General features: G+C 69.7%; 23 protein-coding genes. 12 read left to right on the forward strand and 11 right to left on the reverse strand.

The window, feature by feature from the left end:
* Positions 1-97: 97 nt before the first annotated feature.
* The gene (locus HBK84_RS00435) at positions 98-1,381 is read left to right on the forward strand and encodes an MFS transporter (RefSeq protein ID WP_167317902.1); all 1,284 of its coding nucleotides are present in this window, start codon (positions 98-100) and stop codon (positions 1,379-1,381) included.
* Positions 1,382-1,565: 184 nt separating this feature from the next.
* Positions 1,566-3,023: a benzaldehyde dehydrogenase gene (locus HBK84_RS00440; RefSeq protein WP_167317903.1), complete on the forward strand. Its 1,458-nt coding sequence runs from the start codon at positions 1,566-1,568 to the stop codon at positions 3,021-3,023.
* Positions 3,024-3,183: 160 nt separating this feature from the next.
* Here HBK84_RS00440 and HBK84_RS00445 read toward each other — a convergent pair whose 3' ends face one another.
* The 3 genes from HBK84_RS00445 to HBK84_RS00455 are packed head-to-tail and all read right to left on the reverse strand — an operon-like array spanning position 3,184 to position 6,338.
* Positions 3,184-4,689, reverse strand: coding sequence for a tripartite tricarboxylate transporter permease (locus HBK84_RS00445; protein ID WP_064846417.1), 1,506 nt, complete (start codon positions 4,687-4,689; stop codon positions 3,184-3,186).
* A complete protein-coding gene (locus tag HBK84_RS00450; RefSeq protein WP_240919034.1) occupies positions 4,690-5,340 on the reverse strand; it encodes a tripartite tricarboxylate transporter TctB family protein in 651 nt (216 codons plus the stop codon).
* Positions 5,337-6,338 (reverse strand): tripartite tricarboxylate transporter substrate binding protein, encoded by a 1,002-nt coding sequence (locus HBK84_RS00455; RefSeq protein ID WP_085106747.1) that lies wholly within the window; start codon positions 6,336-6,338, stop codon positions 5,337-5,339. Before HBK84_RS00455 ends, HBK84_RS00450 begins: the two co-directional genes overlap by 4 nt.
* A gap of 210 nt (positions 6,339-6,548) precedes the next feature.
* Between HBK84_RS00455 and HBK84_RS00460 the strand changes: the two genes are divergently transcribed.
* The 6 genes from HBK84_RS00460 to HBK84_RS00485 all read left to right on the forward strand — a co-directional run bounded on the left by HBK84_RS00460 (position 6,549) and on the right by HBK84_RS00485 (position 11,992).
* Positions 6,549-6,905: a universal stress protein gene (locus HBK84_RS00460; protein ID WP_167317904.1), complete on the forward strand. Its 357-nt coding sequence runs from the start codon at positions 6,549-6,551 to the stop codon at positions 6,903-6,905.
* Between the two features lie 155 nt (positions 6,906-7,060).
* Entirely contained in the window at positions 7,061-8,452 is a 1,392-nt protein-coding gene (locus tag HBK84_RS00465) for an MATE family efflux transporter (RefSeq protein WP_370520554.1), read from the forward strand.
* 110 nt (positions 8,453-8,562) lie between these two features.
* Entirely contained in the window at positions 8,563-9,558 is a 996-nt protein-coding gene (locus HBK84_RS00470) for a universal stress protein (RefSeq protein ID WP_167317905.1), read from the forward strand.
* A 53-nt stretch (positions 9,559-9,611) separates the two neighbouring features.
* A complete protein-coding gene (locus tag HBK84_RS00475; protein ID WP_167317906.1) occupies positions 9,612-10,502 on the forward strand; it encodes a universal stress protein in 891 nt (296 codons plus the stop codon).
* A 247-nt stretch (positions 10,503-10,749) separates the two neighbouring features.
* Entirely contained in the window at positions 10,750-11,742 is a 993-nt protein-coding gene (locus HBK84_RS00480; protein ID WP_144997475.1) for a YgcG family protein, read from the forward strand.
* A 61-nt stretch (positions 11,743-11,803) separates the two neighbouring features.
* Positions 11,804-11,992, forward strand: a complete 189-nt coding sequence (locus HBK84_RS00485; protein WP_144997473.1) for a hypothetical protein — start codon at positions 11,804-11,806, stop codon at positions 11,990-11,992.
* Positions 11,993-12,712: 720 nt separating this feature from the next.
* On the opposite strand, the gene HBK84_RS00490 is transcribed toward HBK84_RS00485, so the two are convergent.
* The 6 genes from HBK84_RS00490 to pdxS all read right to left on the reverse strand — a co-directional run bounded on the left by HBK84_RS00490 (position 12,713) and on the right by pdxS (position 17,877).
* Entirely contained in the window at positions 12,713-13,450 is a 738-nt protein-coding gene (locus tag HBK84_RS00490) for an amino acid ABC transporter ATP-binding protein (protein ID WP_144997471.1), read from the reverse strand.
* A complete protein-coding gene (locus tag HBK84_RS00495) occupies positions 13,443-14,117 on the reverse strand; it encodes an amino acid ABC transporter permease (protein ID WP_144997470.1) in 675 nt (224 codons plus the stop codon). The genes HBK84_RS00490 and HBK84_RS00495 overlap by 8 nt, the downstream gene beginning before the upstream one ends.
* Positions 14,114-14,941, reverse strand: coding sequence for an amino acid ABC transporter substrate-binding protein (locus HBK84_RS00500; protein ID WP_167317907.1), 828 nt, complete (start codon positions 14,939-14,941; stop codon positions 14,114-14,116). The genes HBK84_RS00495 and HBK84_RS00500 overlap by 4 nt, the downstream gene beginning before the upstream one ends.
* Positions 14,942-14,955: 14 nt before the next feature.
* Positions 14,956-16,089 (reverse strand): PLP-dependent aspartate aminotransferase family protein, encoded by a 1,134-nt coding sequence (locus tag HBK84_RS00505; protein ID WP_094393213.1) that lies wholly within the window; start codon positions 16,087-16,089, stop codon positions 14,956-14,958.
* Positions 16,090-16,264: 175 nt separating this feature from the next.
* A complete protein-coding gene (gene pdxT, locus HBK84_RS00510; protein ID WP_186317159.1) occupies positions 16,265-16,951 on the reverse strand; it encodes a pyridoxal 5'-phosphate synthase glutaminase subunit PdxT in 687 nt (228 codons plus the stop codon).
* Complete coding sequence (pdxS, locus tag HBK84_RS00515) at positions 16,948-17,877, reverse strand: pyridoxal 5'-phosphate synthase lyase subunit PdxS (protein WP_167317908.1); 930 nt, start codon at positions 17,875-17,877, stop codon at positions 16,948-16,950. Before pdxS ends, pdxT begins: the two co-directional genes overlap by 4 nt.
* Positions 17,878-18,054: 177 nt before the next feature.
* Here pdxS and HBK84_RS00520 point away from each other — a divergent pair, with 177 nt between their 5' ends.
* The 4 genes from HBK84_RS00520 to HBK84_RS00535 all read left to right on the forward strand — a co-directional run bounded on the left by HBK84_RS00520 (position 18,055) and on the right by HBK84_RS00535 (position 22,123).
* Positions 18,055-19,227, forward strand: a complete 1,173-nt coding sequence (locus HBK84_RS00520) for an ATP-binding protein (RefSeq protein WP_167317909.1) — start codon at positions 18,055-18,057, stop codon at positions 19,225-19,227.
* Positions 19,224-20,888: a PLP-dependent aminotransferase family protein gene (locus HBK84_RS00525; RefSeq protein ID WP_167317910.1), complete on the forward strand. Its 1,665-nt coding sequence runs from the start codon at positions 19,224-19,226 to the stop codon at positions 20,886-20,888. The genes HBK84_RS00520 and HBK84_RS00525 overlap by 4 nt, the downstream gene beginning before the upstream one ends.
* A gap of 63 nt (positions 20,889-20,951) precedes the next feature.
* Positions 20,952-21,593 (forward strand): hypothetical protein, encoded by a 642-nt coding sequence (locus tag HBK84_RS00530; protein WP_240919035.1) that lies wholly within the window; start codon positions 20,952-20,954, stop codon positions 21,591-21,593.
* 80 nt (positions 21,594-21,673) lie between these two features.
* A complete protein-coding gene (locus tag HBK84_RS00535; RefSeq protein WP_167317911.1) occupies positions 21,674-22,123 on the forward strand; it encodes a hypothetical protein in 450 nt (149 codons plus the stop codon).
* A gap of 148 nt (positions 22,124-22,271) precedes the next feature.
* Here HBK84_RS00535 and HBK84_RS00540 read toward each other — a convergent pair whose 3' ends face one another.
* Both HBK84_RS00540 and HBK84_RS00545 read right to left on the reverse strand, forming a co-directional pair.
* On the reverse strand, positions 22,272-24,719 hold the full coding sequence (locus HBK84_RS00540; protein WP_167317912.1) for a cation-translocating P-type ATPase: 2,448 nt from the start codon (positions 24,717-24,719) through the stop codon (positions 22,272-22,274).
* Positions 24,706-24,915 (reverse strand): heavy-metal-associated domain-containing protein, encoded by a 210-nt coding sequence (locus tag HBK84_RS00545; RefSeq protein ID WP_035960929.1) that lies wholly within the window; start codon positions 24,913-24,915, stop codon positions 24,706-24,708. Before HBK84_RS00545 ends, HBK84_RS00540 begins: the two co-directional genes overlap by 14 nt.
* Between the last annotated feature and the right edge of the window lies 1 nt (position 24,916).

The raw sequence follows: 24,916 nt of genomic DNA on the forward strand, positions 1-24,916 counted from the left end.
GGGGGACACGCACGAGGACTCAGGGGTGGGACGCACGGGCCGTACTTGCATCGTGACGGGTGAGGTGCGCACCCCCGCCTGCCCCTAGGATCGACCCGTGGCCCGTTTCCTGCTCGACATCGCCCCCGTGCGGGACATCCCCGCCTTCCGGCGACTGTGGATCGGGTCCACGCTGTCGATGCTCGGAAGCCAGTTCACCGTGATCGCGATCAGCCTGGAAGTGTTCGAGCTGACCGGATCCACGTTCGCCGTGGGGATGGTGGGCTTCTTCGCGCTCGTGCCCCTGATCATCGCAGGTCTCTACGGGGGCAGCATCGGGGACGCCACCAACCGGCGTTCGGCGGGCCTGTGGACCACGTTCGGCCTGTTCATCATGACCGTGGCGTTGGCCGCGCACGCGTGGCTGGACATTGCGAGCGTCGCGGTGCTCTACGGCATCGTGGCCCTGCACTCCTTCGCGCAGGGACTGAACCAGCCCGTGCGCGGTGCGATCGTCCCGCGCCTGGTCCCCATGCGACAACTACCCGCCGCCAACGCCCTGTTCCAACTGACCATGGGCTCGTGCCTCATGGTGGGCCCGCTGCTGGGCGCGCTCACGGTGGCCGGACTGGGTTTCCGGTGGGCCTACACGGTGGACGCCCTGAGCTTCGCCGTGAGCCTGTGGGCCATGTACAAACTGCCACCCCTGCCGCCCATCCCCGGGGAGGACGGCGCCACGAGCAAGGCCGGTTTCCGTTCCGTCGTGGAGGGGTTCCGGTTCCTGGCCACCCGCCCCAACCTGCGCATGACGTTCCTGCTGGACCTGGCCGCCATGATCTTCGCGATGCCCCGCGCGCTGTTCCCCGTGCTGGGGGCGTCCGTGCTGGGCGGTGACCAGTTCACGGTGGGGCTGCTCACCGCGGCGCTCGCGGCGGGATCCGTCCTCGCGGGAGTCTTCTCGGGAACATTCATTCGCATCAATCACCACGGTCGCGGGTGTGCCGCCGCCGTGGCCGCGTGGGCCGTGTGCATCATGGCGTTCGGTGCGGTGATCCTGGTGGCCTCCGGCGGCTGGGGCCGGGACACCGCGTGGCCCCTCGTCATGTCCTGCCTGGTGCTCGTGGCCGCGGGGGTCATGGACTCGGTGTCCATGCTGTTCCGCACCACCATCCTGCAGGCGGCCACCCCCGACTCGCTGCGCGGCAGGCTCCAGGGCATTTTCATCGTGGTGGTTGCGGGCGGCCCTCGCCTGGGCGACGCCGTGATGGGCACCGGCGGCCAGTGGTTCGGTCCAGGGTTCGCCGCCCTGGTGGGTGCCGTGATCTGCTTCCTGCTCGTGCTGCTGCTCATGCGGATGTTCCCCGGGTTCATGCGCTACGACGCCCGCGACCCGCAACCCTGATCGCCTGCGCCTTCCTCGACGGGGCTCGTCTTCGGGGACGACGACGCCGCTCGCGCACCCTCGGGTCGCCCGCTCACTCCCATGCCGTTCGCGGGCCGCGGATATCACCCGGCCCCGTGGTCTGGATGGGGCCGGCTCCCGCACAATGGAGATCCATCACGTGGCACACCAGGAGGTAAGGGACATGGCGATTCTCGAGGACGGCCGATGGGATGGGAAGATCTTCGACGGGGAGTGGACGGAGGGTTCCGGTGAGCCCATCACGGTGCTGAACCCGGCCTCGGAAGCGGTCCTGGGTCACGTGGGTGCGGCCACGCCGGAGGACGTGTACCGGGCGGCGTCCGCGGCGTCGTCGGCCCAGCAGTCCTGGGCAGCGCTCAAGCCCACCGAGCGCGCGGCCGTGCTGCGCCGGGCGGGGCAGTTGTTCGAGGAGCACGCTGACGAGGTCGTGGACTGGGTCGTGCGCGAGACCGGCGCCATCCAGCCCAAGGCCGGGATGGAGGCCCACGTGGCCGCGCAGGAATGCTTCGAGGCGTCCGCGCTGCCCACGCACGCGAAGGGCCAGGTGCTGGCTTCGGACGACCCGCACTGGTCGCTCGCGCGGCGTCTGCCCGCCGGGGTGGTGTCGGTGATCTCCCCGTTCAACTTCCCCCTGATCCTCTCGATCCGTTCCGTGGCACCCGCGCTCGCGCTCGGTAATGCGGTGCTGCTCAAGCCGGACCCGCGCACGCCCGTGACCGGCGGAGTGCTGATCGCACGCATCTTCGAGGAGGCCGGGCTTCCCGAGGGCGTGCTGCACGTGCTGCCCGGCGGCGGGGACGCCGGTGCGGCCGCCGTGGACGCACCCGAGGTCCGGATCGTGTCCTTCACGGGTTCCACCGAGGCGGGGCGGCACGTGGGCGCGGCCGGTGCCCAGCATCTCAAGCGCACGCACCTGGAGCTCGGTGGCAACAACGCGATGATCGTGCTGCCCTCCGCGGACCTGGACCTGGCCGCGAGCGTGGGTGCCATGGGGACCTTCTTCCACCAGGGTCAGGTGTGCATGACCACGGGACGGCACATCGTGCACCGGGACGTCTACGAGGAATACGTCCAGCGACTCGCGGACAAGGCGGACGCCCTCGTGGTGGGCGACCCCTCCGAGGGACAGGTCCACCTGGGCCCGATCATCGACGAGAAGCAGCTGAAGTCCGTGGACTCCAAGGTCCAGGAATCGGTGATCGCCGGCGCCACGATCCGGGCGGGTGCCACCCACGACGGGTTGTTCTATCGCCCCACGGTGCTGACTGATCTCTCCCCTGAGATGCCGGCGTGGAACCAGGAGATCTTCGGCCCGGTGGCACCCGTAATCGCGGTGTCCTCCGTGGACGAGGCCGTGGCGCTGGCCAACGCCTCCGAGTATGCGCTGTCCCTGTCGATCCTGGGCGAGGTGGGGGAGGCCATGAAGGTCGCGGACCGCGTCACGGCCGGGAAGATCCACATCAACGAGATGACCGTGATGGACGAGGCCACCGCCCCCATGGGTGGGATGAAGGCCTCCGGCACGGGCGTGCACTTCGGTGGGGCGGACGCCAACGTCGAGGCGTTCACCGAGCTGCAATGGGTCACCCTCAGCCCGGACATCCCGCAGTACCCATTCTGATCGGGCAATCCCGCCCGGCCCCGAGGACCGCGACGGCGTGTGATTTTGCTGAGCTAAAGCAGCGAACCACCCTCTGAGAGGGGGTTTGCGTGCTTTAGCTCAGCAAAATCAGTGCACCCGCACGTGGGAGAGGGCGGGGTTTGCCCGGAGACGAGTCGGCTCAGACGTCCCTGCGGGTGCGGCTCGTGACTTTGCTGCGCAGTGTCAGGAGCAGGATGATCACCAGGACCCCGTAGAGCACGAGCACGATCGGACCGCTCACCAGGACCGAGGCGTCACCGTCCGCGCTGATCAGGGCGTCCCGCAGGCTCGTCTCCGCGAGCGGACCCAGGACCATCCCGATGATCAGCGGCGCGAGCGGGTAATCATGCATACGCATCAAGAAGCCGACGAGTCCCACGCCCAGGAGCATGAGCAGGTCGAAGGTGGAGCCGGACGTCGCGTAGATGCCCAGGCCGCAGAACACCGTGATGCCCGCGTACAGGTACGGGCGCGGGATGAGCAGGAGCTTGGCCCACACCATCGCGAACGGCAGGTTGATGATCAGCAGCACGATCATCGCGATGAAGAAGCTGGCCAACAGCGCCCACACGAGATCAGGGGCGCGCTCGAACAGCAGCGGTCCCGGTTGCAGCCCGTACTGCCGGAACGCGGCGAGCATGATGGCGGCGGTCGCGGAGATGGGCAGGCCCAGCGCGAGCAGCGCACCCATGGCCATACCGGTGGTGGCGTTGCCCGCGGCCTCGGGTGCGGCAAGACCTCGAATGGCGCCCTTGCCGAATTGCGGGTCGCGACGACGCCGATCCAGCTTGCGTTCCGCGCCGAATGCCAGGAACGTGGGGATCTCCGCGCCGCCGGCCGGGACCACGCCGAACGGCAAGCCGATGGCCGTGCCGCGCAACCATGCCGGGGTGGCCTCCCGCAGTTCCTTGCGGCTCAACCAGGGCCGCCCCTGGGCCTTCAGCATCCTTCCCTGGCTCTGGAACCGGGCGGTCGTGGCGAAATAGATCACCTCACCCAGCGCGAGCACCGCGACCGTGACGGTCACCAGGGAGATCCCGTCGAAGAGGTAGGGGGAGTTCATGGTGAACCGCGGGATGCCGGTCACGGAGTCGATACCCACCACGGCGATCCCCAGTCCCAGGGCGAGGGACAGCAAACCCTTGACCGCGGAGTCCGTCACCACGGAGGACGTGGCCACGAACGCGAACAGGGCCAGGGCGAAGAACTCCGCCGGACCGAACTGGGTGGAGAACTCGGCCAGGAAGGGTGCGAAGAACACGACCACCACGGACGCCACGAAACCACCGATGAACGCCCCGATGGCCGCCGTGGCGAGCGCTTGTGGGGCTCTGCCGGTGAGCGCCATCTTGTGGCCCTCGAACGTGGACGCGATGGCCGAGGCCTGCCCCGGGGTGTTCATGAGGATGCCCATGGTGGAATCCCCGAACAGCCCGCCGAAATACACGCCGGAGAACATGATGAACGCCGCGGTGGGATCCAGGGCGAACGTCACGGGCAGCAGCAGCGCCACGGCCATGGAGGACCCCAGGCCGGGCATGACACCCACGGCGGTGCCCAGGAAGCATCCGAGCACCACCCAGAAGAGGTTCTGCAGGGTGAGCGCCCCGGCGAAACCGTCCAGCAACAGCGAGAGGGTCTCCATCTAGAACCCACCCCCCAGGAGGCCGGAGGGCAGGGACAGCCCCAGGGCCATGTCGAAGGCGATGTACGCGAGGGAACTCACGGTCAGCCCCACGACCAGTGAGAACAGCGGGCGGGTGGAGCCGAAGCCGCGGGCCACGCACCAGAACAGTACGGCGGCGCCGATGATCCACCCCAGGAACTCGAGCAGTAGTGCAAACACCAGGAAACCGCCCACCACCCAGGCGAAGGACCGCCACGAGAATTGGGGCGTGGCGGGCTCGTAGGCACCTACGAACTCGTAGCCGGCATCGTCCGCCGAGGGTGCGGCGTCGTCATCGGCGGGGGAGGTGTGCGCGGTGCTGCCCGTCGACGTCGTCGGGTGGCCTCCAGGGAAACGGTCCGCGGACCGGCGGCGCAGGATCGAGAGCACCTCCACGATCACCAGGGCGTAGATCACGGCCGTCACCACGGCCGGGAAGAACCGGGGCCCGGGGAAGTCCACCGACTCCGGGACGGACATGCTGAGCATGCTCACCAGCAGGTACGTCGCGAAAGCCGCGAGCACCAAGGGCATGGTCAGCTCGGACAGCAGCGACCGGTGCGCGGAGGGCGGCGCCTCCTGCGGGGGTGGTGCGGACGCCGGGGTCGACCCGGTCACCTGTGATGTCACAGTCCCAACTCCTTGTAGAGGCCCTGGATGCGGGTCTTCTCGTCCGCGAGGAAACGGGTGAGCTCCTCGCCCGTGATCACGTTCTCGTTCCAGTTGAAGCGTTCGATGGCCTCCCGCCACTGCGGTGTGGCGATCGTTTCCCGCACAATGGTCTCGAGCTCGGTCTTCTCCTCCGGCGTGATCCCACCCGGTGCCACGAGCAAGCGCCAGTTGGCCAGGGTGACGTCGAAGCCCTGCTCCACGGTCGTGGGGATCTCCACCCCGGGCACGGGTTCGCGGGCCACGACGCCCAGGGCCCGCAACCGCCCGGACTCGATCTGGTCGATGGAATCCGGGTACCCGCTGGCCGCGGCGGCCGCCGTGCCGTTGAGCAGGGCCTGGGTGGATTCACCGCCGCCGTCCGAGGACACGTAGATCATGTCCTTGGGTGCCAACCCGGCACTGATCGCCATCTCGGTCACGACCAGCTGGTCGAAGGAACCGCCTCCGGTCCACGGGACCTTGCCGGGGGTCTTGGCCCACGCCGTCATGAGTTCCTTCAGGGACGTGTACGGGGAATCGCCGGGGACCACGATCACGTCGTACTCCTCCACCACCACGGCCAGGGGATTCACGTCCGCGTAGGTGGTGGCGGAATCGTACTGGATGGTGGCCGCCAACTGACCCGTGCCACCCACCATGAGGTTGTTGGCCTTGCCGGAGAGGATCTCCAGGTTCCCGAGCGCGATGGTCCCGCCGGCACCCGGGATGTTCACCACCTGGGTGTTGTTCACGATGCCGTTGGCCCGTTGGGCCTGCTGCATCTCCCGGGCCACGGTGTCCCACCCGCCGCCCGCGGCCGCCGGGGCGATAATGGTCAGCGACGAACGGAGGTCGTTGCCGCCGGAGGCCGATGCGATGGACCCCGCCGTCGCGGTTCCGATGGCCCCCAGGGCCACGAGTCCCCCGAGACCGTAGGTCAGGAACGTGCGGCGGTCGGGGGAGTGGGTGGAGCTCATGGATTCTCCCGGGATTCGCGGTAAGGAGGATTCCCGCCGCCCACGGGGCCGCGAGAAGTGTGACTTAGGATACACATACCCCCACGTGGGAGGCGGTACCGACGCGGACCCCGGGATTCACCGGGCCGGCACCGGTTCACCGCCCGGGGGCGATCTCGCCCCGCCCCGGAACCTGCCCCCCAGATGGATCGCGCACAGAGAAGAGGACCCATGGCCATCATCCTTGCCGCCGCCGAGACTCCGGCCGGTCACGCCGCCCGCGACTTCGCCGTCCAGGAAGCCCGGCGTCGCGACACGGACCTCGTGGTGTTCCCCGTGGACGGGAACGAGCCGGATCTGTCCGCGATCCCGTACGAGCGCGTGAGCGTGGAGCATGCCGCCGCCCGCAGCCGCAATGGCGTGGGGGATCTAGTGGACGCCACCAACCGCGCGGAGGTCGACGCCGTGGTGGTGGGGGTCCGACGGCGGTCCCCCGCGGGCAAGATCTTCCTGGGTTCTTCCGCGCAGCAGATCATCCTGGAATCCGCCGTCCCCGTGATCGCGGTGAAACCCGCCCCGGGACGCTGACCCTGCCCGCCTCGGCGGGTGACTGATCCCCTTACCCTGGTGCGGTGCCTTCCTTCCGCTCACGCCCGAACTCCCGCGCGCCCCAAAACGCCCGCCCCCCGGAGCCCAGTCCCGGAGGTCTCCACCGCGGGGGCCCCGCAGCTTCCGAGGAGCCCGTGACGCCCGAGGGCCCGGCAACGCCGTCGGATCCTGGGACCCCGTCCAAGAACGCGGGCGGGAAGAGCCTGAACCGCCAGATCCTCGCGCTCGCCGTCCCGGCGTTCGGAGCGCTGATCGCGGAGCCGCTGTTCCTGCTCGCGGACTCGGCGATCATCGGCCACCTGGGCACGGCGCAGCTCGCGGGGGTAGGGATCGCCGCGACCGTGGTGCAGACGGTCGTGGGACTCATGGTCTTCCTGGCCTACAGCACCACCCCCGCGGTGGCCCGGCACGTGGGTGGCGGCAGACTCGCCGATGCCCTGCGCGTGGGTCGGGACGGGCTGTGGACCGCCGCGGGTCTCGGGGTGCTGCTCGCCGCGGCGGGCGCCGTGGCCGTTCGTCCCCTGCTGCGCGCCCTGGGTGCGGAGGGCGAAGTGCTGGAGCACGCGACGTCGTACGCGCTGTGGTCCCTGCCCGGACTCGTGGCCATGCTGATCGTGCTGGCCGCCGTGGGTGTGCTGCGAGGTCTGCAGGACACGACCACCCCGCTCGTGATCGCGGGCGTGGGCGCCGCCGTGAACGCGGGGCTGAACGTGGCGCTCGTGTACGGCGCGCAGCTGGGCGTCGCGGGCGCGGCGATCGGCACGAGCATCACGCAGTGGGCCATGGCTGTGACGTACCTGATCATGCTCACTCGGCAGTTCCGACGGCGCGGCGTGAGCCTCGCGACGTCCTGGGCCGGGGTGCGCACGCACCTCACGGTGGGGACATGGCTCATGCTGCGCACCCTGTCCCTGCGCGCCGCGATCCTGGTGACCGTGGTGGTGGCCACGGCGCAGGGGGCCGAGAACCTCGCGGCCTACCAACTGACCATGACGATCTTCAACTTCCTGGCCTTCGCACTGGACGCCCTGGCCATTGCCGCCCAGGCGCTGCTGGGCAAGGAACTCGGCGCCCGGGACCTGCGACGGCGCTCGGAACGCGAACATGTCCGGAGGCTCATGCATCGACTGATCCGGTGGGGCCTGGGCTTCGGCGTGGTCACGGGCGTGATCGTGGGTCTGCTCGGGCCGCACCTGGGCTTCCTCTTCACCTCGTCGCGGGACGTCCAGGTGATCTTCGGGGTCGCGTTGATCGTCGTGGCCGTGGGTCAGCCCCTCGCGGCATTCGTGTTCGTGCTCGACGGCGTTCTGATCGGCGCCGGCGACGCTCGCTATCTCGCCCTGGCCGGGGTCATCAACCTGGTCGTGTACGCGCCCCTGTTGTGGCTCGTTCTCGAACGGGGTGGGAGCGGCACCGTGGGCGCGGCGTGGCTTTGGATTGCGTACGCGGGCGGGTACATGGGCGCCCGTGCCGTGACCCTGGGTCTGCGCATCCGCGGGGACCGGTGGATGTTCGTGATGGCGTGAGCGGCCCGCGGAGCCGGCCCGGCGCCAGGAGGCTCCGTGCGGCGTCGTCACAGGCCTGAAATCGCGTGGTGGACCGCGCCGTTGCGGGGTGCGGAGACTATCCTGGAGGTATGAACAACGACGTTCTGAACACCTCGTCCAACGCTCCCGTCCTGGTGGGTATTGATGGTTCCGAGATCGCGCTGCGCGCCCTCGACCGTGCCCTCACGGAGGCGGCCGCCCGCAAAGTCCCCGTGCGCCTGTTGTGCGCGTTCCCCGTCGCGGTCGTGGGGGATCCAGGCCTGGAACAGCGCTTCCACGACGCCGTGAAGGCGGAGAGCGAATCCCATCTCGAGGCCGCCGAGGAGTACGCCCGCTCCCACGCCCCGGACGTCGAGATCCGCAAGGTCCTGGGCGAGGGCGACGCCGCTCGGGCCGTCCTGCACGCCGCCAAGGACGCGTGCCTGGTGGTCATGGGCAAGCGCGGTAAGGGCGATGCCCTGCGGGGTCGGCTGGGCTCGGTCTCCGCGGCCGTGGCGGCCCACAGCCCCGTGCCCGTGATCGTGGTCCCGCCCGGAACCCACGAGGACGACTCGGACGCCGAACTCGCCCGCGAGGAGGGCCGGGACGGCAAGGACGTGCGCGTCTCCGACGACCAGGCCCAGGGTGGAACCCGCACTCCTGCCTCCGAGATGGACTTCTCCGGCTCCGTGGTCGTGGGCGTGGACGGCGCGGGGGAGAAGAACCCCGCGGTAGCGCACGCGATCCAGTACGCCCTGTCCCATGACGCGACCCTGAGCCTCGTCTCCGTGAACGGCGCCCTGTCCGGGACCCCGGAGTGGTTCCAGGACCAGTACAACCAGACCTACTACTTCCAGGAATCGCTCGAACGGCTCTCAGAACTGGCGCGCACCATTGCTGAGCGGGAACCCCGGTTGCGGGTCACCCAGCACGCGTTCCTGGGCCGCCCCGGCCGGGTGCTCGTGCAGGCCACCCGGACCGCGGACCTTGTGGTCGTGGGCTCCCGCGGGATCGGTGGGTTCACGGGTCTGTTGCTCGGATCCGTGTCCCAGGCCGTGCTGAGCTCCGCTGCCGGGCCCGTGATGGTGGTCCCCAGCGGGCGCTGAGTCCCGATCCGCACTCCCCCTCGAAATACAGTTAAGAAACTAGGTGCAGACAGATGACACAGAACATCGTGGTGGCGTACGACGGTTCCGATCACAGTGAGCGGGCCCTGGACTGGGCGATCCTCGAGGCCCAGAAGCGGCAGGAACCGTTGAAGATCGTGCTCTCCATGGGCCGCCAGACCGGCCTGGACCAGTCCATCTATGGAGCCTTCGCGGATGCGCTGCACCAGGAGTCGGAGCGGCTGGCCACGCGCGCCGTGGAGAAGGCCAAGGCGGGCGGCGTCACCGGGCAGGGCATCATCGAGCGCGGCGACGCCGCCGGCGTGATCGTCTACGAGGCCCAGGACGCCTCCGTGGTGGTCCTCGGCAAGCGTGGGCACCACGGGGTGCGCGGGCGCGTGGGTTCGGTCTCCGCCGCGGTGGCCGCCCACTCCGCCGTGCCCGTGGTGATCCTTCCGGAGGAGTGGCGCCCTGGTGAACGTGAGACCCGGCCCGAGGGTGAGAGCTTCGAGGGTCGCGTGGTCGTGGGCGTGGACAAGCTCGGCGCCAAGAACAAGGCGGTGCCGCGGGCCGCCCGGTACGCCGCGGATCGCGGGCTGCGGCTCGCGATCGTGAGCGTGGTCCCCACCACGAGCTACCTGCCCATGAACTCCGCCGAGCTGGATCGCGCCGTGCAGGAACAGCTCATGGCCCCGGCCAAGGAGCTCACCGATTCCGTGGCCGAGGAACTGCGCAAGGACTTCCCGGGCCTGGAGATCGAGACCCGCGTGCTGGAGGGCCGCCCCGCGGACGCACTCGTGGACGCCTCCCGCACCGCCGAGCTGCTCGTCATGGGCACCCGCGGGTACGGCGGGTTCCGCGGTCTGCTCATGGGTTCGGTGTCCCAGGCCGCCCTCGCGGACGCCGAGTGCCCCGTGATGGTTGTTCCCACCGCGAAGAACTGAGGCTCCCGACGACGCGTCGCGCACGTCCCCTCCGCGGGCCGGTTTCCCTCCCGGGAGCCGGCCAGTGGCCGAGGGGCGGTCGGCAACGCCGGTTCGGGGCGGAGACCGAACCCGCGTCGGCTGCCACGCTGCCGACACGCCCGCCGGGGGCCGGGGTGATGGTTCTGTCCGCGCACGAGCGCACGTAGCCTGGCCCCAGCAACCCCGCGTGCACAGCGCCGAACCCCGAGACCCCCGGAGGACCCTCGTGACCACCGCCGAAACCCAGCCCGCGGTGCTCAGGCGCGCCACCCTGGGGGGTGCCCTGGCCGCGGTGCTCGTGGCGGGCGCCGTCGCCCCCGCCCAGGCCCTGGACGTCCCGCCGCGGCCCGAGGTGGGCGCCGTTCAGGACCAGGCCGACCTGCTGACGGACGGCCAGGAGGAGCAGCTCAACCGGCTGATCGGCGAGAAGAATGATGAAAACGAATACATCCGCGCGGCGGTCCTCAGCGTGAACGACACCCAGGGCGAGAACATCGAGGATTACTCGCGCAAGGTCGCCACAGACTGGGGCGTGGGGGACGACGGGCGCAACAACGGCGTGCTGATCGTCGCGGACATGGGGGAGCGCGAGCTGCGCATCGAGGTCGGGGACGGCGCCCGGGAGGTGCTCTCGGACTCGGACGCCGAGAACATCATGGAGAACCAGCTCGAGCCCGGGTTCAAGGACGGGGACTACGCGGACGCGTTCACAAAGACGGTCACCAAGGTCTACGACGAGGCCGATCCGCAGGCCGCGGCGGACCGGGCGGCGAAGGGGCGCGCGGTGGCCACGGTCATTTTGTCGATCGTCGGCGTGGTCGTGCTCGGGGTCCTGGTGCTCGTCTGGCGCTGCCGCCGGAGCACCAGGCAGATCATGGATCAGGCGAAGCGGGAGATTGAGCAGTACGAGCGGGAGCATCCGGGCGAGGGGATCAGCACGAGCATGCGCCGGGCCTACCTGAAGTACCGCCTGCAGAACCCCAAGGCGCCGGGCCTCAACGACGATCCCGTGCGCCGCACGGACAAGGACGGCATCGAGCGGGACGTGCACTACGCCCCCACCTTCCAGAGCTGGTTGCCGCTCTACGCGGTTTCCCCGTCCCTGTACTCCGGGGGCGTGGTCAACGCCTCGAGCTCGTCGTCCGGCGGCTCCGGCGGCACGAGCTCGTTCGGCGGGGGCGGCGGCTTCACCGGGGGCGGGGCGTCCGGGAGCTTCTGAGCGGCACGCCCGCGGCCTGGACTGTTTTCGCGATGGCAAATCAGGTCGTGGCCAGGGGGTCATGACGAGACCCGCTGTGCCCCTGGTCACCCAGGGCGGCCATCGTGATCGCCATGCTCCCGTTCGGGTCCTGAGGCTGCCGGATCCTCCTACGACCGCGCTGCGGGACACCCTCACCGCGGTGTACGACCGGGCGACCTCGCAGGCCGCCTCCGACCGCGCCTTCTCGAAGTCGGGGTTCATTCTCTGATCGGGGCGGTGCTGCTCCTTGTCGTGGCGGACGTGCCGACCTTGGTGATGCGGGGCCTGCCGCGGAGTCCCGCCGAAGGGCGGCTCCAGCGGCCCCGCGTACGGCAACAGCTCGGGCCCGTCCGATTCCTCCGGTTCCTCATGCTCGTTCGGCGGCGGTGGAGGATTCTCCGGGGGTGGCCCCTCGGGGGGGTGCCGTGGGATCCGGCCCGGTGCGCGGTTCACACTTCCCGGTTCACGACGACCCGGTGGCCGAGGAAGATCTCCCCCCACGAGGACCACCTGGTCACCAAGGGTTCCTGTTCACCGGGCCCCCTGGAGCTGTGCGCATCACACGCACCGGCGGAGGCCCCGCACCTACAGGGAGGCGGATGGCCGCCGATCCTGTGCGGACGGGGGAGGTCCGGGGAAAGCGGGGCATCATGAACCCGATCGAGCACCTGCGGCCGTCCCGGCTGCCGGCGGGACCGCTGCTGTCCGCCGTGGTCCTGGGGGCCGGCACCCACGTGCTGGTCTCCCTGGGCGACACGGGCGCCTGCCGCCGCGCTCACGGCCGTCTGGCACGCGTCCCGTCCGCGGCACCGCGAGTTCGACGCCCGCTGTGGAGGGAGGGTGCCGTGGAGATATCACGCCGTAGCGGCACCACGGGCAGCACCCGCACCGGGCGTCGTCGTCGGCACCCGCCGCCACCGGCACCGCCGCAACGGCGGGCGTCACGGGCTCACACGGCGTCGAAGACGTTGAGGTAGCGCCGGATCCGTTCACTGTCCGAGGCAAAGAAGTCCTCCGGGGCGCCGTCGAAGCCGATCCCGCCGTCCGCGAGGAAGACGATGCGGTCCGCGACCCGGCGGGCGAAGCCGATGTTGTGCGTGACTACCACCAGGGAACGGCGCTCGCGGGCCAGGTCCACCATGACCCTGATGACCTCGGCCTCCAGCTCGGGGTCCAGGGCGGAGGTGGGCTCGTCGAAGAGCAGGTAGTCCGGCTCCACGGCCAGGGCCCTGGCGATCGCCACGCGCTGCTGCTGCCCGCCGGAGAGGTTGTCCGGGTACTCCTCCAACCGGTGGCCCATTCCCACGGACTCCAGCAGCTCCACTGCGCGAGCCCGGGCCGTGGCGCGGTCCGCCTTGCCGTTCAGCGCCGGGGGCATGGCCACGTTGTCCAGCACCGTCTCGTGCGGGAAGAGGTTGTAGCCCTGGAAGACCATGGCGGAGCGGCGGCGGATCGCGGAGATCTGCCTGCGGGTCAGCTGCGCACCGAAGGTCACGGAGTCCCCGTTGATGTCCAGGCGCCCGGACTCGGGGACCTCGAGCAGGTTCATGGTGCGCAACAGGGTGGACTTCCCGGAGCCGGACGGCCCGAGGATCACGGTGGTCTCCCCGTTGGGCAGCGCCAGGGTGATCCCCCGCAGGACGGTGGTGTCCCCGAAGCTCTTGGAGACGTCTGTCAGCTCAAGCATGGGAACTCCTGATATAGCGGTTGGACACCCGTTCGAGGCGGGACTGCAGCAGCGAGAGGACAGTGAAGATCGCCAGGTAGATCACAGCCACCTCCGCGTAGAGCGCGAGGGGCTGGAAGTTGGTCGCGGCGATCTGACGGCCCACCTGGAACACGTCCGCCAGGGTGATGACCATGACCAGGGAGGTGCCCTTGACCAGGTCGATGAGGTCGTTGCCCAGGGGAGGCAGCGCGATCCGCAGGGCCTGGGGCGCGACGACGTGGCGCACCGTCTGCCAGCCCGTGTAGTTCAGCGTCCGGGCGGCTTCGAGCTGGCCCCGGGGGATGGACTGCACGGAGGCCCGCAGGGTCTCGGCCGCGTAGGCCCCCGTGTTCAGGGTGAACGCGAGGATCGCGGAGGTCCACGCGGAGAGCGTGATGCCGGCGGCGGGCAGCCCGTAGAAGATGATGAACAGCTGCACCAGGATCGGGGTGCCGCGGAACAGCCACACGTAGAAGCGGGAGATCCACTGCAGGGGGCGGATGCCGCTCAGGCGCATGGTGGTGGCGAGCACCGCCACCACCAGGGCGAGGACGAAGGCGATGATGCTCAGCGGGATGGTCACCTTGACGGTGGCCAGCAGCAGCTGCGGAAGGGAATCGGCCCAAAGGCTCAGGAAATCGGTCATGACTCCGGGGTGAGGTCGGTGGACACGTATTTCTCGAAGATCTTGGCCAGATCGCCGTTGTCCATGTGGGTGGTCAGGGACTTGTCCACGGCGGCTCGCAGCCGTGGCTGGTTGCGGGCCATGAGCACCGCGGACTCCGAGGCGTCTCCCACCTGGCCGTCCAGGAGACGGATCCTGGCGTCAGGGCGCTGCTCGAAGAACGCCTGGAACGTCACGAAATCGTTGGCGGTCATCTCCACGCGCCCGAAGGTCACGAGCATGATGGCCTCGTCGAACCCCGTGGTGGGCACCAGCTGGGCCCCCAGGGCGGCCATGCTCTTGCCGAAGTTGGAGGTCTCGGTCTGGGCGGAGGTGTGCCCGGAGATCTCGTCAACGGACGTCAGCGGGGAGTCCTGGGCGACCCCGGCGCGGCCCTGGGAGATCGCGTAGGGGATGGAGAAGTCGAAGTTCTCCCTGCGCTCGGCCGTGGGTGCGATGTTGTTCATGACAAGGTCGTAGCGGCCCGCGTCCACCCCCGCGATCAGCGAGTCCCACTGGGTCTCAACGTAGGTGGCGCGCACCCCGAGGTCCTTGGCGATCAGGTCCCCGATCTCCTTTTCATAGCCCACCAGGGCGCCGGAGTCGTCGTGGTAGCCGTACGGGCGGAACGTGCCCTCCATGCCGATGCGCACCTCACCGGTGCGCTGGATCCTGGTCAGCAGGTCCTCGGAGGCACCCGAGTCCTCGGAGCCGCCGCCCGGTGAGCAGGCGGCCAGCACGGCAACCAGCCCCGCCAGGCCGGTGCCGCTGAGCACGGCCCGGCGGGATGCTCGACGTGAGTCCACGGTGGGTTCCCCTCTCAGGCCGCGTCGAGGGCCTGGGCGAGGTCCGCGATGAGGTCCTCGACGTCCTCGATGCCCACGGCCACGCGCAGCAGGTTCTCGCTCAGGTGCGCCAGCTCGCGGTCCTCAGGTGAGTATGCCCCGTGGGTCATGGATGCGGGGAGGCAGATCAGAGACTCGATGCCGCCCAGGCTCACTGCGAAGCCGAAGATCTCCAGGCGGCCGAGGAACGCCCGGACGTCCTTGCCCGGGAGGAGCTCGAAGGAGAACAGCCCCCCGAGCCCGTCCGCCTGGGCCTCCTGGATCCGGGCCTCCTCCTCGTCGAAGGATCCGGGGACGAGGACTCGCGCCACCTCGTCCCGGCCGCGCAGGAACTCTACGATCCGGTGGGCGTTCTCCTGCTGGCGGTCCAGGCGGATGCCGAGGGTCTTCACGGACTGGATCAGTCGGTAGGAGTCGATGGGGGAGAGCACCCCGCCCGAGACCATCTGTGCCAGGTGCAGCTGCTGGGCCATCTCGTCGTCGTTGGTGCTGACCACGCCGCCCAGCAGGTCCCCGTGGCCGCCGAGGTACTTGGTGGCGGACTGCACGGTGACGTCCGCGCCCAGCTCCAGCGGGCGCTGCAGGTACGGGGTGAGGAACGTGTTGTCCACGACCACCATGGCGCCGTGGCGGTGGGCAAGCTCGACGACACGTCGGATGTCGGTCACGCGCAGCGTGGGGTTGGACGGCGTCTCGAGGAACACGATGCGCGTGCTCTCGTCGAAGTCCTCGTCCGAGAGTCGGTTGAGGTCGTCGTGGAAGTGCGTGGTGATCCCGCGCTTGGGCAGCTCAATGGTGGCCCACCGGTAGTTGCCGCCGTAGACGGGCAGGCCCATGATCACCGAGTCACCGGCGTGCAGGGTGCCGAGCACGGCCCCGGTGGCAGCCATGCCGGTGGCGAACGCGAAGGAGTGCCGGGCGCCCTCGAGCGCCGCCAGGGTGGTCTCGGCATCGGTGCGCGTGGGGTTCGACCCGCGCTGGTACTCGAAGGGACCCTCGCCGCCCTCGGTGGGCTGCAGGAACGTGGAGGCGGTGTGGATCGGGGGCACCACGGCACCCAGGGCGACGTCGTGCAGCGCGTGGATGGTGCGTGTGGTGAAGCCGGCCAAGAGTTCCTCCGTCGTGAGTAGTCAGAGAGGCCAGGTCTACACGGATCGGCGCGCCGGTGCGAGTCTGTTGCGCCGGAAGTCGTGATGTGGCGCAGCGGGGTTTCCCGTCCCGGTGCTGGTCGGGGGGCGTCCTGCGCCCTGCCCGAGTTCGTCTGGGCGCTCACCCCGACCGTGCTCACCCCCGGCGGGCGGCCACCTGCTCCAGCAGCATCCGGTGCAGGGTGGTGTCCCCCGTGAGCTCCGGGTGGAAGCTGATGCCCAGCACGCTGCCCTGGCGCACCGCCACCACCGCACCCCGGTGGCGCGCGAGAACTTCCACGCCGTCGCCCGCACGGGTCACCTCGGGGGCGCGGATGAAGGCCGCGCGCACCACGTCACCGGGCGCCACGACGTCGCTCGCTGGGCCCTCCCACGCCAGCTCCACCTCCGCAGAGGACACCTGTGAACCGAACGCGTTGCGGTTCACGCTCACGTCCAGCACCCCGAGGGACTGCTGGCCGGGGGCCGGATCCTCGATCTCGGAGGAGAGCATGATGAGCCCGGCGCACGTTCCGAGCGTGGGCAGGCCTCCGCGGACCACCCGTTGCAAGGAGTCGAACAGTCCGAACGTACGGCACAGCCGGTCCACCGTGGAGGACTCCCCGCCGGGCAGGATCAGCGCGTCGATGCGGGGGGCGCCGTCCGGGTCCACGAGGTCATCGGCGGAGCGCACCTTCACGGCGCGGGCGCCCAGGGACTCCACCGCGCGCACGTGCTCCACGACGCCGCCCTGCAGGGCGAGCACGCCCACAGTGGGGTGGGCGCTCGGGCCCGGCAGGGCGGCGTCGTCGTGCGGGTGGTGCTGCGAGGGGGACCCGCTCACCAACCGCGCTCCGCGAGGCGGTGGGGTGCGGGCAGGTCCGCCACGTTGATGCCGACCATGGCCTCGCCCAGGCCGCGGGAGGCCTCTGCGATGCGGGTGGGATCGTCGTAGTAGGCGGTCGCGGCCACGATGGCGCGGGCGCGCTCGGCGGGGTTGCCGGACTTGAAGATGCCCGAGCCCACGAACACGCCGTCCGCACCGAGCTGCATCATCATGGCGGCGTCCGCGGGGGTCGCGATCCCCCCGGCGGTGAACAGCACCACGGGGAGCTTGCCCGTGCGGGCGACCTCCGCCACCAGCTCGTACGGCGCGGACAGTTCCTTGGCCTTGACGTAGAGGGCGTCCGGGGTGGAGGTGTAGAGGCCCTGCAGCTCGGCGATCTGGGCGCGAATGGTGCGGATGTGCTTGGTGGCCTCGGAGACGTCCCCCGTTCCGGCCTCGCCCTTGGAGCGGATCATGGCCGCGCCCTCGGTGATCCGGCGCAGCGCCTCACCCAGGTTGGTCGCACCGCACACGAACGGGACGTTGAAGCGGTGCTTGTCGATGTGGTTGACGTAATCGGCGGGGGAGAGCACCTCGGACTCGTCGATGTAGTCCACCTTGAGGTGCTCGAGCACCTGGGCCTCCACGAAGTGCCCGATCCGCGCCTTGGCCATCACGGGGATGGACACCGAGTCGATGATCTGCTCGATCAGATCGGGATCACTCATGCGCGCCACGCCACCCTGGGAGCGGATGTCCGCGGGAACGCGCTCGAGCGCCATCACAGCCACGGCTCCGGAGTCCTCGGCGATCCGGGCCTGCTCAGCGGTGACCACGTCCATGATCACACCGCCCTTGAGCATGTCGGCCAGGCCGCGCTTGACGAGGCGCGATCCGGTCACGGGGGTGGGGTCCTGGGCGGAGGTCTGCAAGGTTTCGGTCATGGCCTCCATCCTGGCAGCGTGGGTGGTCCATTGACAGAGCCAAAATCGACGAAATGAAGTGGTCCACTTACGCAACGACCGGCACTTAACCCGCGGCCTCTGGCAGCCGTCGATCGATACGCTATCGAAATCTAAGTAAGTATAAAAATATTTATATAATGCTTTACACTTCGGTACATGGACCTCGCAGCCAACCCCTACAGCCCCGGATCCGGGCTGCGTCCCAAGGTGCTCAGTGGCCGGGAGGCAGAGATTTCCGCCTTCGACCTCATGATCGCGCGCGCCAAGCTCCACCGCCCCAACAGGGGCATGGTGCTCACGGGTCTACGCGGAGTCGGAAAGACCGTCCTGCTCAACGTCCTGCGTGCGCATGCGGACAATCACGGCTGGCTCACCGTCCAACTGGAGGGGCGGGCGGAGGCTCGGGGCAGGCAGGACGTGAGAGACAGGTTCGCCCGGGAACTCGTGGTGGCGGCTCGGCGTCATCTCGGCCGTCACCCCGGTCAGTTCTTCGCTGATGCGCTCACGACCATCCAGTCCTTCAGTGTCTCCGTGGGGACGAGCGGTGTCTCGGCCAGTGTCGATCTTCATCCCGTACGCGCGCAGTCCGGGCGGATCGACATCGATGTGGAAGAGCTGGTCGAGGATCTCAGTGAACCACTGAAGGCACAGCACAGCGCATTCGGCCTGTTCATCGACGAGATGCAGGACCTAGACCCGGACATGATGAGCGCAATCGTCACGGTCCAGCACATCGCGGGCCAGCGTGACTGGCCGTTCTACGTGATCTGCGCCGGTCTGCCGAACCTTCCCACGATCCTGAGCGCCACACGCAGTTATGCGGAAAGACTCTTCGACTACCGGGTCATCGGACCGCTGGACCCGGAGCAAGCGCGATACGCGGTGGCACGCCCGGCCAAGGACGTGGGCGCCGAATTCGACACCGAGGCGCTGAACGCCATCGTCGCGGCGTCGGGTGGTTATCCGTACTTCATCCAGGAGTTCGGGAAAGCAGTGTGGGAAGTCGCACCGACCACGCCGTTCACGCTCGAGGACTCGAGGGTGGCCATCGAGAAGGGGTGGGCGCAACTGGACTCCGGATTCTTCCCGGCCCGCTGGGGCAGGGCGACGCCCAAGGAGCGCGAGTACATGAGCGTCATGGCGGTGGACGGTGCGGGCCCCTCCCGCACGGGTGAACTCGCAGCCCGGCTCGGTACCAAGGCCAGCAGCCTGGGCCCTACAAGAGCGCAACTGATCCAGAAGGGGATGATCTACGCTCCCGATCACGGTCAGGTGGCGTTCACCGTTCCCGGCATGGCCGGCTTCATCGCCCGGCAGTCCCGGGAATGAGGCACGCCAGGGACACCGACCTCCCCCTGACCGTCGATCGCACCGCGAGCACGGGTCTGGGGGAGCAGCTCGTGCGGCAGATCCGCGAGCTCGTGGCGCGCGGGGTGCTGCGCCCGGGCGACCCCCTACCCTCGTCCCGGGCCCTGGCCGCCCGGTTGGGAATCTCGCGCGGAACGGTCACGTCCGCGTGGGACGTCCTCGCGGGTGAGGGCTACCTCGTGGCCGATCGCGGTGCCACGCGGATCACCCCGCATCTGGACATGCGGCGCGATACAGGGCCCGTTGCCCGTGCCGCCGCTGCGACCGCCGATGCTCCTCGAGCCCGCCCGTCCGGCCCGGTGCCCGGGGGCGACGCCGCGGCGTCGCCCCACGCCGGACAGCATTCCACCCCCACGTCGCCTCGTGCTGACATACCGGCCGCGGGCATTCCCGCCCCGACGACGTCGCCCGCGCTCCCTTCGCAGCGCACGGCCCGTCGGTCCGCCGTGCGGCCCGAGATGATCGACCTGCGCCCTGGGAAGAGCACCATCACGTCCCTGGACACCCCCGCGTGGCGCGGGGCGTGGCGGGACGCGGCGAGCGGCGTCGCCACGGGGCGCACCCTGCGCACCGATCTGCGGGACCACCTCGCGGACTACCTGCGGCTCAATCGCGGGATCGTGCGTTCTCCCGAGGACATCCTCGTCACTGCGGGCGTGCGGGACGGGTTGCAGCTCGCGTTGCGGGTGTTGGGGCTCGCACACGGCAGGAGGCTGCGCGTGGCCGTGGAGAATCCCGGGTACCCCGCGCTTCGTCGTGTGGTGCGCGCGCTCGGGCACATCGCCCTGCCGGTGGGGGTGGACGAGCACGGTCTCGTGCCCGAGCATCTGCCCAGCGGGTGGTGGGGCGCGGCGGGGCGGTGGGACGTCGCCCCCGCGCCGGACGCCATCGTGCTCACGCCCGGACACCAGTACCCGCTGGGCGGGACCATGCCCGTGACGCGCCGGATGGAACTGCTCGCGTGGGCCCGTGAGCACGGCGCGCTCGTTCTCGAGGACGACTACGACTCCGAACTGCGCCACAGCGCCCAACCCCTGCCCGCCCTCGGGGCATTGGACACCGCCCGGGACACCGTGGTGACCCTGGGCAGTTTCGCCAAGGTGCTCGGCAGTTCCGTGGGCGTGGGGCACCTCGTGGCCCCGGATTCCCTTCTCCCGGACCTCGAACGCACGCGTGCGGAGCTGGGTTCGCCCGTCTCGCTCATCGCCCAGGAAGCGCTCGCGCGGTTCGTGGATTCGGGGGAGTTCCAGCGCCACACGGCCAGGATGCGCCGCTCCTTCCGACGACGCCGCTCGCTGCTCTCCGACGTCCTCGGCGACCTCCCGCACGTGAGTGTTCTGCCCATGGCCGGCGGTGCCCACGCGGTGCTCGCCGTTCCGGACGAGGACGCCACGATCGAGCGCGCACGACGCCGCGGGGTCCTCGTGGGTGCCCTGGGCGAGTACTGGACGGGGCAGGGCCGCGAGGGTGGTGAACGTGGTGGGGCAGGGGCGTCGTCGTCGCTGGCGGAAGCGGACCGGGGACCCGACGAACGGGGCGGGGTGGTGCTGGGCCTGACCGCGCCGGACCGGGACGTGGAACGCGGTGCCCAGGTGCTGCGGGAGGTACTGGGCGAGCCCTGAACCCGTCCAGGGAAGCTCGTTAGACTGGGCGGGACATCCCCGGCAGATTCAGGAGTTCTCGGCGTGCCCCAACAGATTTCCGCACCGCACGGCGGGCAGGACCGCGGCAGGTCCCGCGGGGCCGACGTGCGCCACGACCTGTGGGGACCCACCCTGCTGCGCGCCGTGGTGGCGCTGATCTTCGCGGCGGTGACCGTCTTCTGGCAGGAACCGTCCCTCGGGGCGGGCCGGTGGGCCATGGCGTTCTTCCTGGTGGGAACGGGCGTCTCCGCGATCTTCCTGCAGCTGCGGCTGAACCGCCGCGAGGACGTGGACCTGGGCCCGAGCCGGAACATCCCGCAGTCCTACGGTGTGCTGTACGTCCTGGGCGGGGTGCTCACCGCGGTGGTTGCGAGCAGCGACTGGCTCTTCGTCCTGTTCTCCGCCGTGATCCTGGGTCTGTGCGGGATCACCGAACTGGTGTTGGGCATGCGTTTCCGTGGCCAGTTCCCGCTGGGTCGTGACTGGACGCTGTGCGGCGTGGTGACCGTGTTCGCGGCCATGGGTATGGTGCTCGTGGAGACCCTCGGAACCAAGGCAGAACTTGGTGTGGTGGGCGGTGCGGCTATCATCGTTGGCGTCACACAGCTCATCGCCGCACTGAGCCTGCGCCACGATGCGCGCGCAGCGGACAAGGCCCTGACGGACCCGGGCCGTACGGCCTGAACGCGTACACTGACACGTTGAACTCGCGGGCGGATCCCCTACCCCCGCCCCACACCCCGACCACCGCCAGGAGGAATCACGTGGCCCAGCGCACTGAGCACAATGGCCGGCGCAGAACCGATATCAAGGGGCCCCTGATCATCTCGGCCGTTCTGGCGGTCGTGGCCTTCGTGGTGGTGTCCGTGGTAGCAGCGGGCGGCACGGACAACGCCGCCCGGATGGGCCTGGGCCTGATCGCGGCGGGCATCGCGTTTATCGCCTCCGTGGTGGTGTGCGCGACCCTCATGCTGCTCGAGAAGCCCAACGCGGAAGAGCTCGGTCAGGGCACCGGCGTGAACCGGTCCTCCGCCAAGCTGTACGCGGAGAACAAGGCCCGCCGGCAGGCCGAACAGGCGCGCGGGGAAGGTTCGGCGGCGACGTCGTCCGGTACCGCCGGTGCCGCGGGGGCGGCAACCACCGATGAAACCCAGTTCGGCCAGCGCGTGCGCCCGGACACCAAGGGTGAGGAGCCGGGCTCGAGCGCTCGTTGACCGCAGGGATCAGGGCTCCTATAGAGAGCGGAGGCCCCGGGGAACCAGTGGTTCCCCGGGGCCTCGCTTTCTTACGCCGTGTCACCCGTGCCGTGCGGCTCTGGTCGCATGACCCGTGCCGTGCGGCCGTTCGGCACGTCGAGCGCACTCAGCGCGCGAACCGCTTCAGCCGCAGCGAATTCAGCACCACGAACACCGAGCTGAAGGCCATGGCGGCGCCGGCGATCATGGGGTTCAACAACCCCAGGGCCGCCACCGGAATGGCCACGGTGTTGTAGGCGAAGGCCCAGAACAGGTTGGACTTGATGATGTGCAGCGTCTGCCGGGAGAGCTTGATCGCCAGCGGGATGGCCGTGAGGTCACTGCGCACCACGGTGATGTCCGCGGCCTGCATGGCGGCATCCGTGCCGGAACCCATGGCGATGCCCAGGTCCGCGCGGGTCAGGGCGGGGGCGTCGTTGACGCCGTCACCCACCATGGCCACCACGCGGCCCTGCGACTGCAGCTCTTCCACGGCCTGGACCTTGCCGTCCGGGGTGACGTCCGCGATCACGTCTTCCGGGGCGATCCCCACGTGGGCGGCCACGGAACGGGCCACGGCGGCATTGTCCCCCGTGAGCAGCACCGGGCGCAGCCCGAGCCGCTGGAGTTCCGCGATCGCGGCCGGGGCCTCGTCCTTCACGGTGTCCTGCAGGTCGATGAACCCGGCCACGCGCCCGTCCACGGCCACGAGGATGGTGGTGAAACCGTCCTCGCGGGCGCGGCGCAGGGCCTCGGACTCGTCCGCGGTCAGCCGGATCCCGTTCTGGGTGAGCCAGGATTCCCGGCCCACCACGACGGCGCGCGCGTTCATGCCGTCCGGGACGTACCCCTTGACGCCGCCGCCCGGGGCGGACTCGAAGCGGGAGACCTCGTAGCGGTGGGGCGTGGCTGCGGTGATCGCCTGGGCGATCGGGTGCTCGGAGTAGCTCTCCACGGCCGCGGCCAGATCCAGCACCTGATCCCGCGACCACGAGTTCACCGGCGTCACGGTGGTCACCGCCATGTCCCCGTGGGTCACGGTCCCGGTCTTGTCCAGTACCACGGTGTCCACCGAGCGGGTGTCCTCCAGTACCTCCGCGGAGGTGATCAGGATGCCCAGCTGAGCGCCGCGCCCGGTCCCGGTCAGCATGGCCGTGGGGGTGGCCAGACCCAGGGCGCACGGGCACGCGATCACCAGGACGGAGACCGCCGCGACGAACGCCTGGTTCAGTTCCCCGGACACGAGCCACCAGATCGCGAAGGTCAGCACCGCGATACCCATGACCACGGGCACGAACACGGCAGAGATCCGGTCCGCGAGACGCGCCACGGGGGCCTTGGTGGCCTGCGCGCGCGCCACGGTTCGGCTCATGGAGGCGAGCACGGTGTCCGCACCCACGTGGGTCGCCCGCGCCAGCAGACGACCCGTGGTGTTCACGGTGGCACCCGTGAGTTCATCCCCCGGGCCCACCTCCACGGGAACGGATTCCCCGGTGAGCATGGAGGCGTCCACGGCGGACTCGCCCTCCACGACCACGGCGTCCGTGGCGATCTTCTCGCCCGGGCGCACCGTGAAGGTGTCCCCCACGCGCAGCTCGGACACGGGCACCGTGCGTTCGGTGCCGTCCTCATCCACCACGGTGGCTTGCTGCGCGCCGAGATCCAGCAACGCCTTGAGTGCCTCACCCGAACGGGATTTGGCGCGGGCTTCGAGCCAGCGGCCCAGCAACAAGAACGTGGTGATGATGGCCGCGGACTCGAAGTACAACTGGTGGCTGGACATGTCCATGGCCATGTCTGGATGGGCATGGGCGGTCATGTCCGGCTCCACGAGCAGGTGGCCCAGCGAGAACAGGTAGGCCGCGGTCACGCCCAGGGACACCAGGGTGTCCATGGTCGTGGAAAGGTGGCGCGCGTTCACGGCGGTGGCCTTGTGGAAAGGCCAGGCCGCCCACGTGACCACGGGCAGTGTCAGCAGCGCGGCCACCCAGCCCCAGTGGGGGAACTGCGCGCCGGGGACCATGGAGATCACGAAGACCGGCACGGAGAAGACCGCGGCCACGATGAACCGCTTCTTGAGGTCGCTCATCCGCCGTTGCGCGGGGGTGGTCTCGAGCGCGGGATCCCGGTGCTCGTTCTCGGCCCGCAGGGTCTCCTCGGCGGTTCGCTCGGGGGTTGTCTCCGAGGACGCATGCCCGCGGGGGTATGCGTCGGTCGTCCCGAGTGCCGATGACGCCCCGCCCCGCGTACCCGCGTGAGCGGCGTCGTCGGCTTGTCTGGGCGTTTCGGCAGGAGCGGAGGCCCGCTGCACGCGGTCCCCACCCGTGATCTCGGCGCCGTAACCGGCGTTGCGGATGGTGTCCAGGATCTGCTCGTCGGAGACGTCCCCGGGGACCTTGACGGACGCGGACTCCAGGGCCAGGTTGACCGCGGGATCCACGCCGTCGATCTTGCGCAGCTTCCGCTCGATCCGTCCCACGCAGGACGCACACGTCATGCCCGTGATCTGCAGGTCCAGATCACGCAGCGGCCCGTGCACCTGCGGTTCGGCCGTAGCTGGTTCAGACGACGGCATACCCGGCCTCTTCCACGGCCGCGGAGATCTCGTCCGAGGTCAGTTCGCGCGAGCTCTCGATGGTCACGGGGGAGACGCCGCCGGCGTTGAGGTCCACGGCCACGGAGGTGACGCCGGGAACCTCGGCCAGTTCCTCCTTCACGGAGGCGACGCAGTGTCCGCAGGTCATGCCGGAAACGTTGACGGTGGTGTTCATG

Source organism: Kocuria sp. KD4, from assembly GCF_011769905.1.
GTDB lineage: Bacteria > Actinomycetota > Actinomycetes > Actinomycetales > Micrococcaceae > Kocuria > Kocuria marina.

Bases quoted from the DNA above. Each gene is read 5' to 3' on its own strand.
- HBK84_RS00440 (WP_167317903.1), top strand. From the start codon at position 1,566: ATGGCGATTCTCGAGGACGGCCGATGGGATGGGAAGATCTTCGACGGG.
- HBK84_RS00445 (WP_064846417.1), bottom strand. From the start codon at position 4,689: ATGGAGACCCTCTCGCTGTTGCTGGACGGTTTCGCCGGGGCGCTCACC.
- HBK84_RS00455 (WP_085106747.1), bottom strand. From the start codon at position 6,338: ATGAGCTCCACCCACTCCCCCGACCGCCGCACGTTCCTGACCTACGGT.
- HBK84_RS00460 (WP_167317904.1), top strand. From the start codon at position 6,549: ATGGCCATCATCCTTGCCGCCGCCGAGACTCCGGCCGGTCACGCCGCC.
- HBK84_RS00470 (WP_167317905.1), top strand. From the start codon at position 8,563: ATGAACAACGACGTTCTGAACACCTCGTCCAACGCTCCCGTCCTGGTG.
- HBK84_RS00475 (WP_167317906.1), top strand. From the start codon at position 9,612: ATGACACAGAACATCGTGGTGGCGTACGACGGTTCCGATCACAGTGAG.
- HBK84_RS00485 (WP_144997473.1), top strand. From the start codon at position 11,804: ATGACGAGACCCGCTGTGCCCCTGGTCACCCAGGGCGGCCATCGTGAT.
- HBK84_RS00490 (WP_144997471.1), bottom strand. From the start codon at position 13,450: ATGCTTGAGCTGACAGACGTCTCCAAGAGCTTCGGGGACACCACCGTC.
- HBK84_RS00495 (WP_144997470.1), bottom strand. From the start codon at position 14,117: ATGACCGATTTCCTGAGCCTTTGGGCCGATTCCCTTCCGCAGCTGCTG.
- pdxS (WP_167317908.1), bottom strand. From the start codon at position 17,877: ATGACCGAAACCTTGCAGACCTCCGCCCAGGACCCCACCCCCGTGACC.
- HBK84_RS00520 (WP_167317909.1), top strand. From the start codon at position 18,055: ATGGACCTCGCAGCCAACCCCTACAGCCCCGGATCCGGGCTGCGTCCC.
- HBK84_RS00525 (WP_167317910.1), top strand. From the start codon at position 19,224: ATGAGGCACGCCAGGGACACCGACCTCCCCCTGACCGTCGATCGCACC.
- HBK84_RS00540 (WP_167317912.1), bottom strand. From the start codon at position 24,719: ATGCCGTCGTCTGAACCAGCTACGGCCGAACCGCAGGTGCACGGGCCG.
- HBK84_RS00545 (WP_035960929.1), bottom strand. From the start codon at position 24,915: ATGAACACCACCGTCAACGTTTCCGGCATGACCTGCGGACACTGCGTC.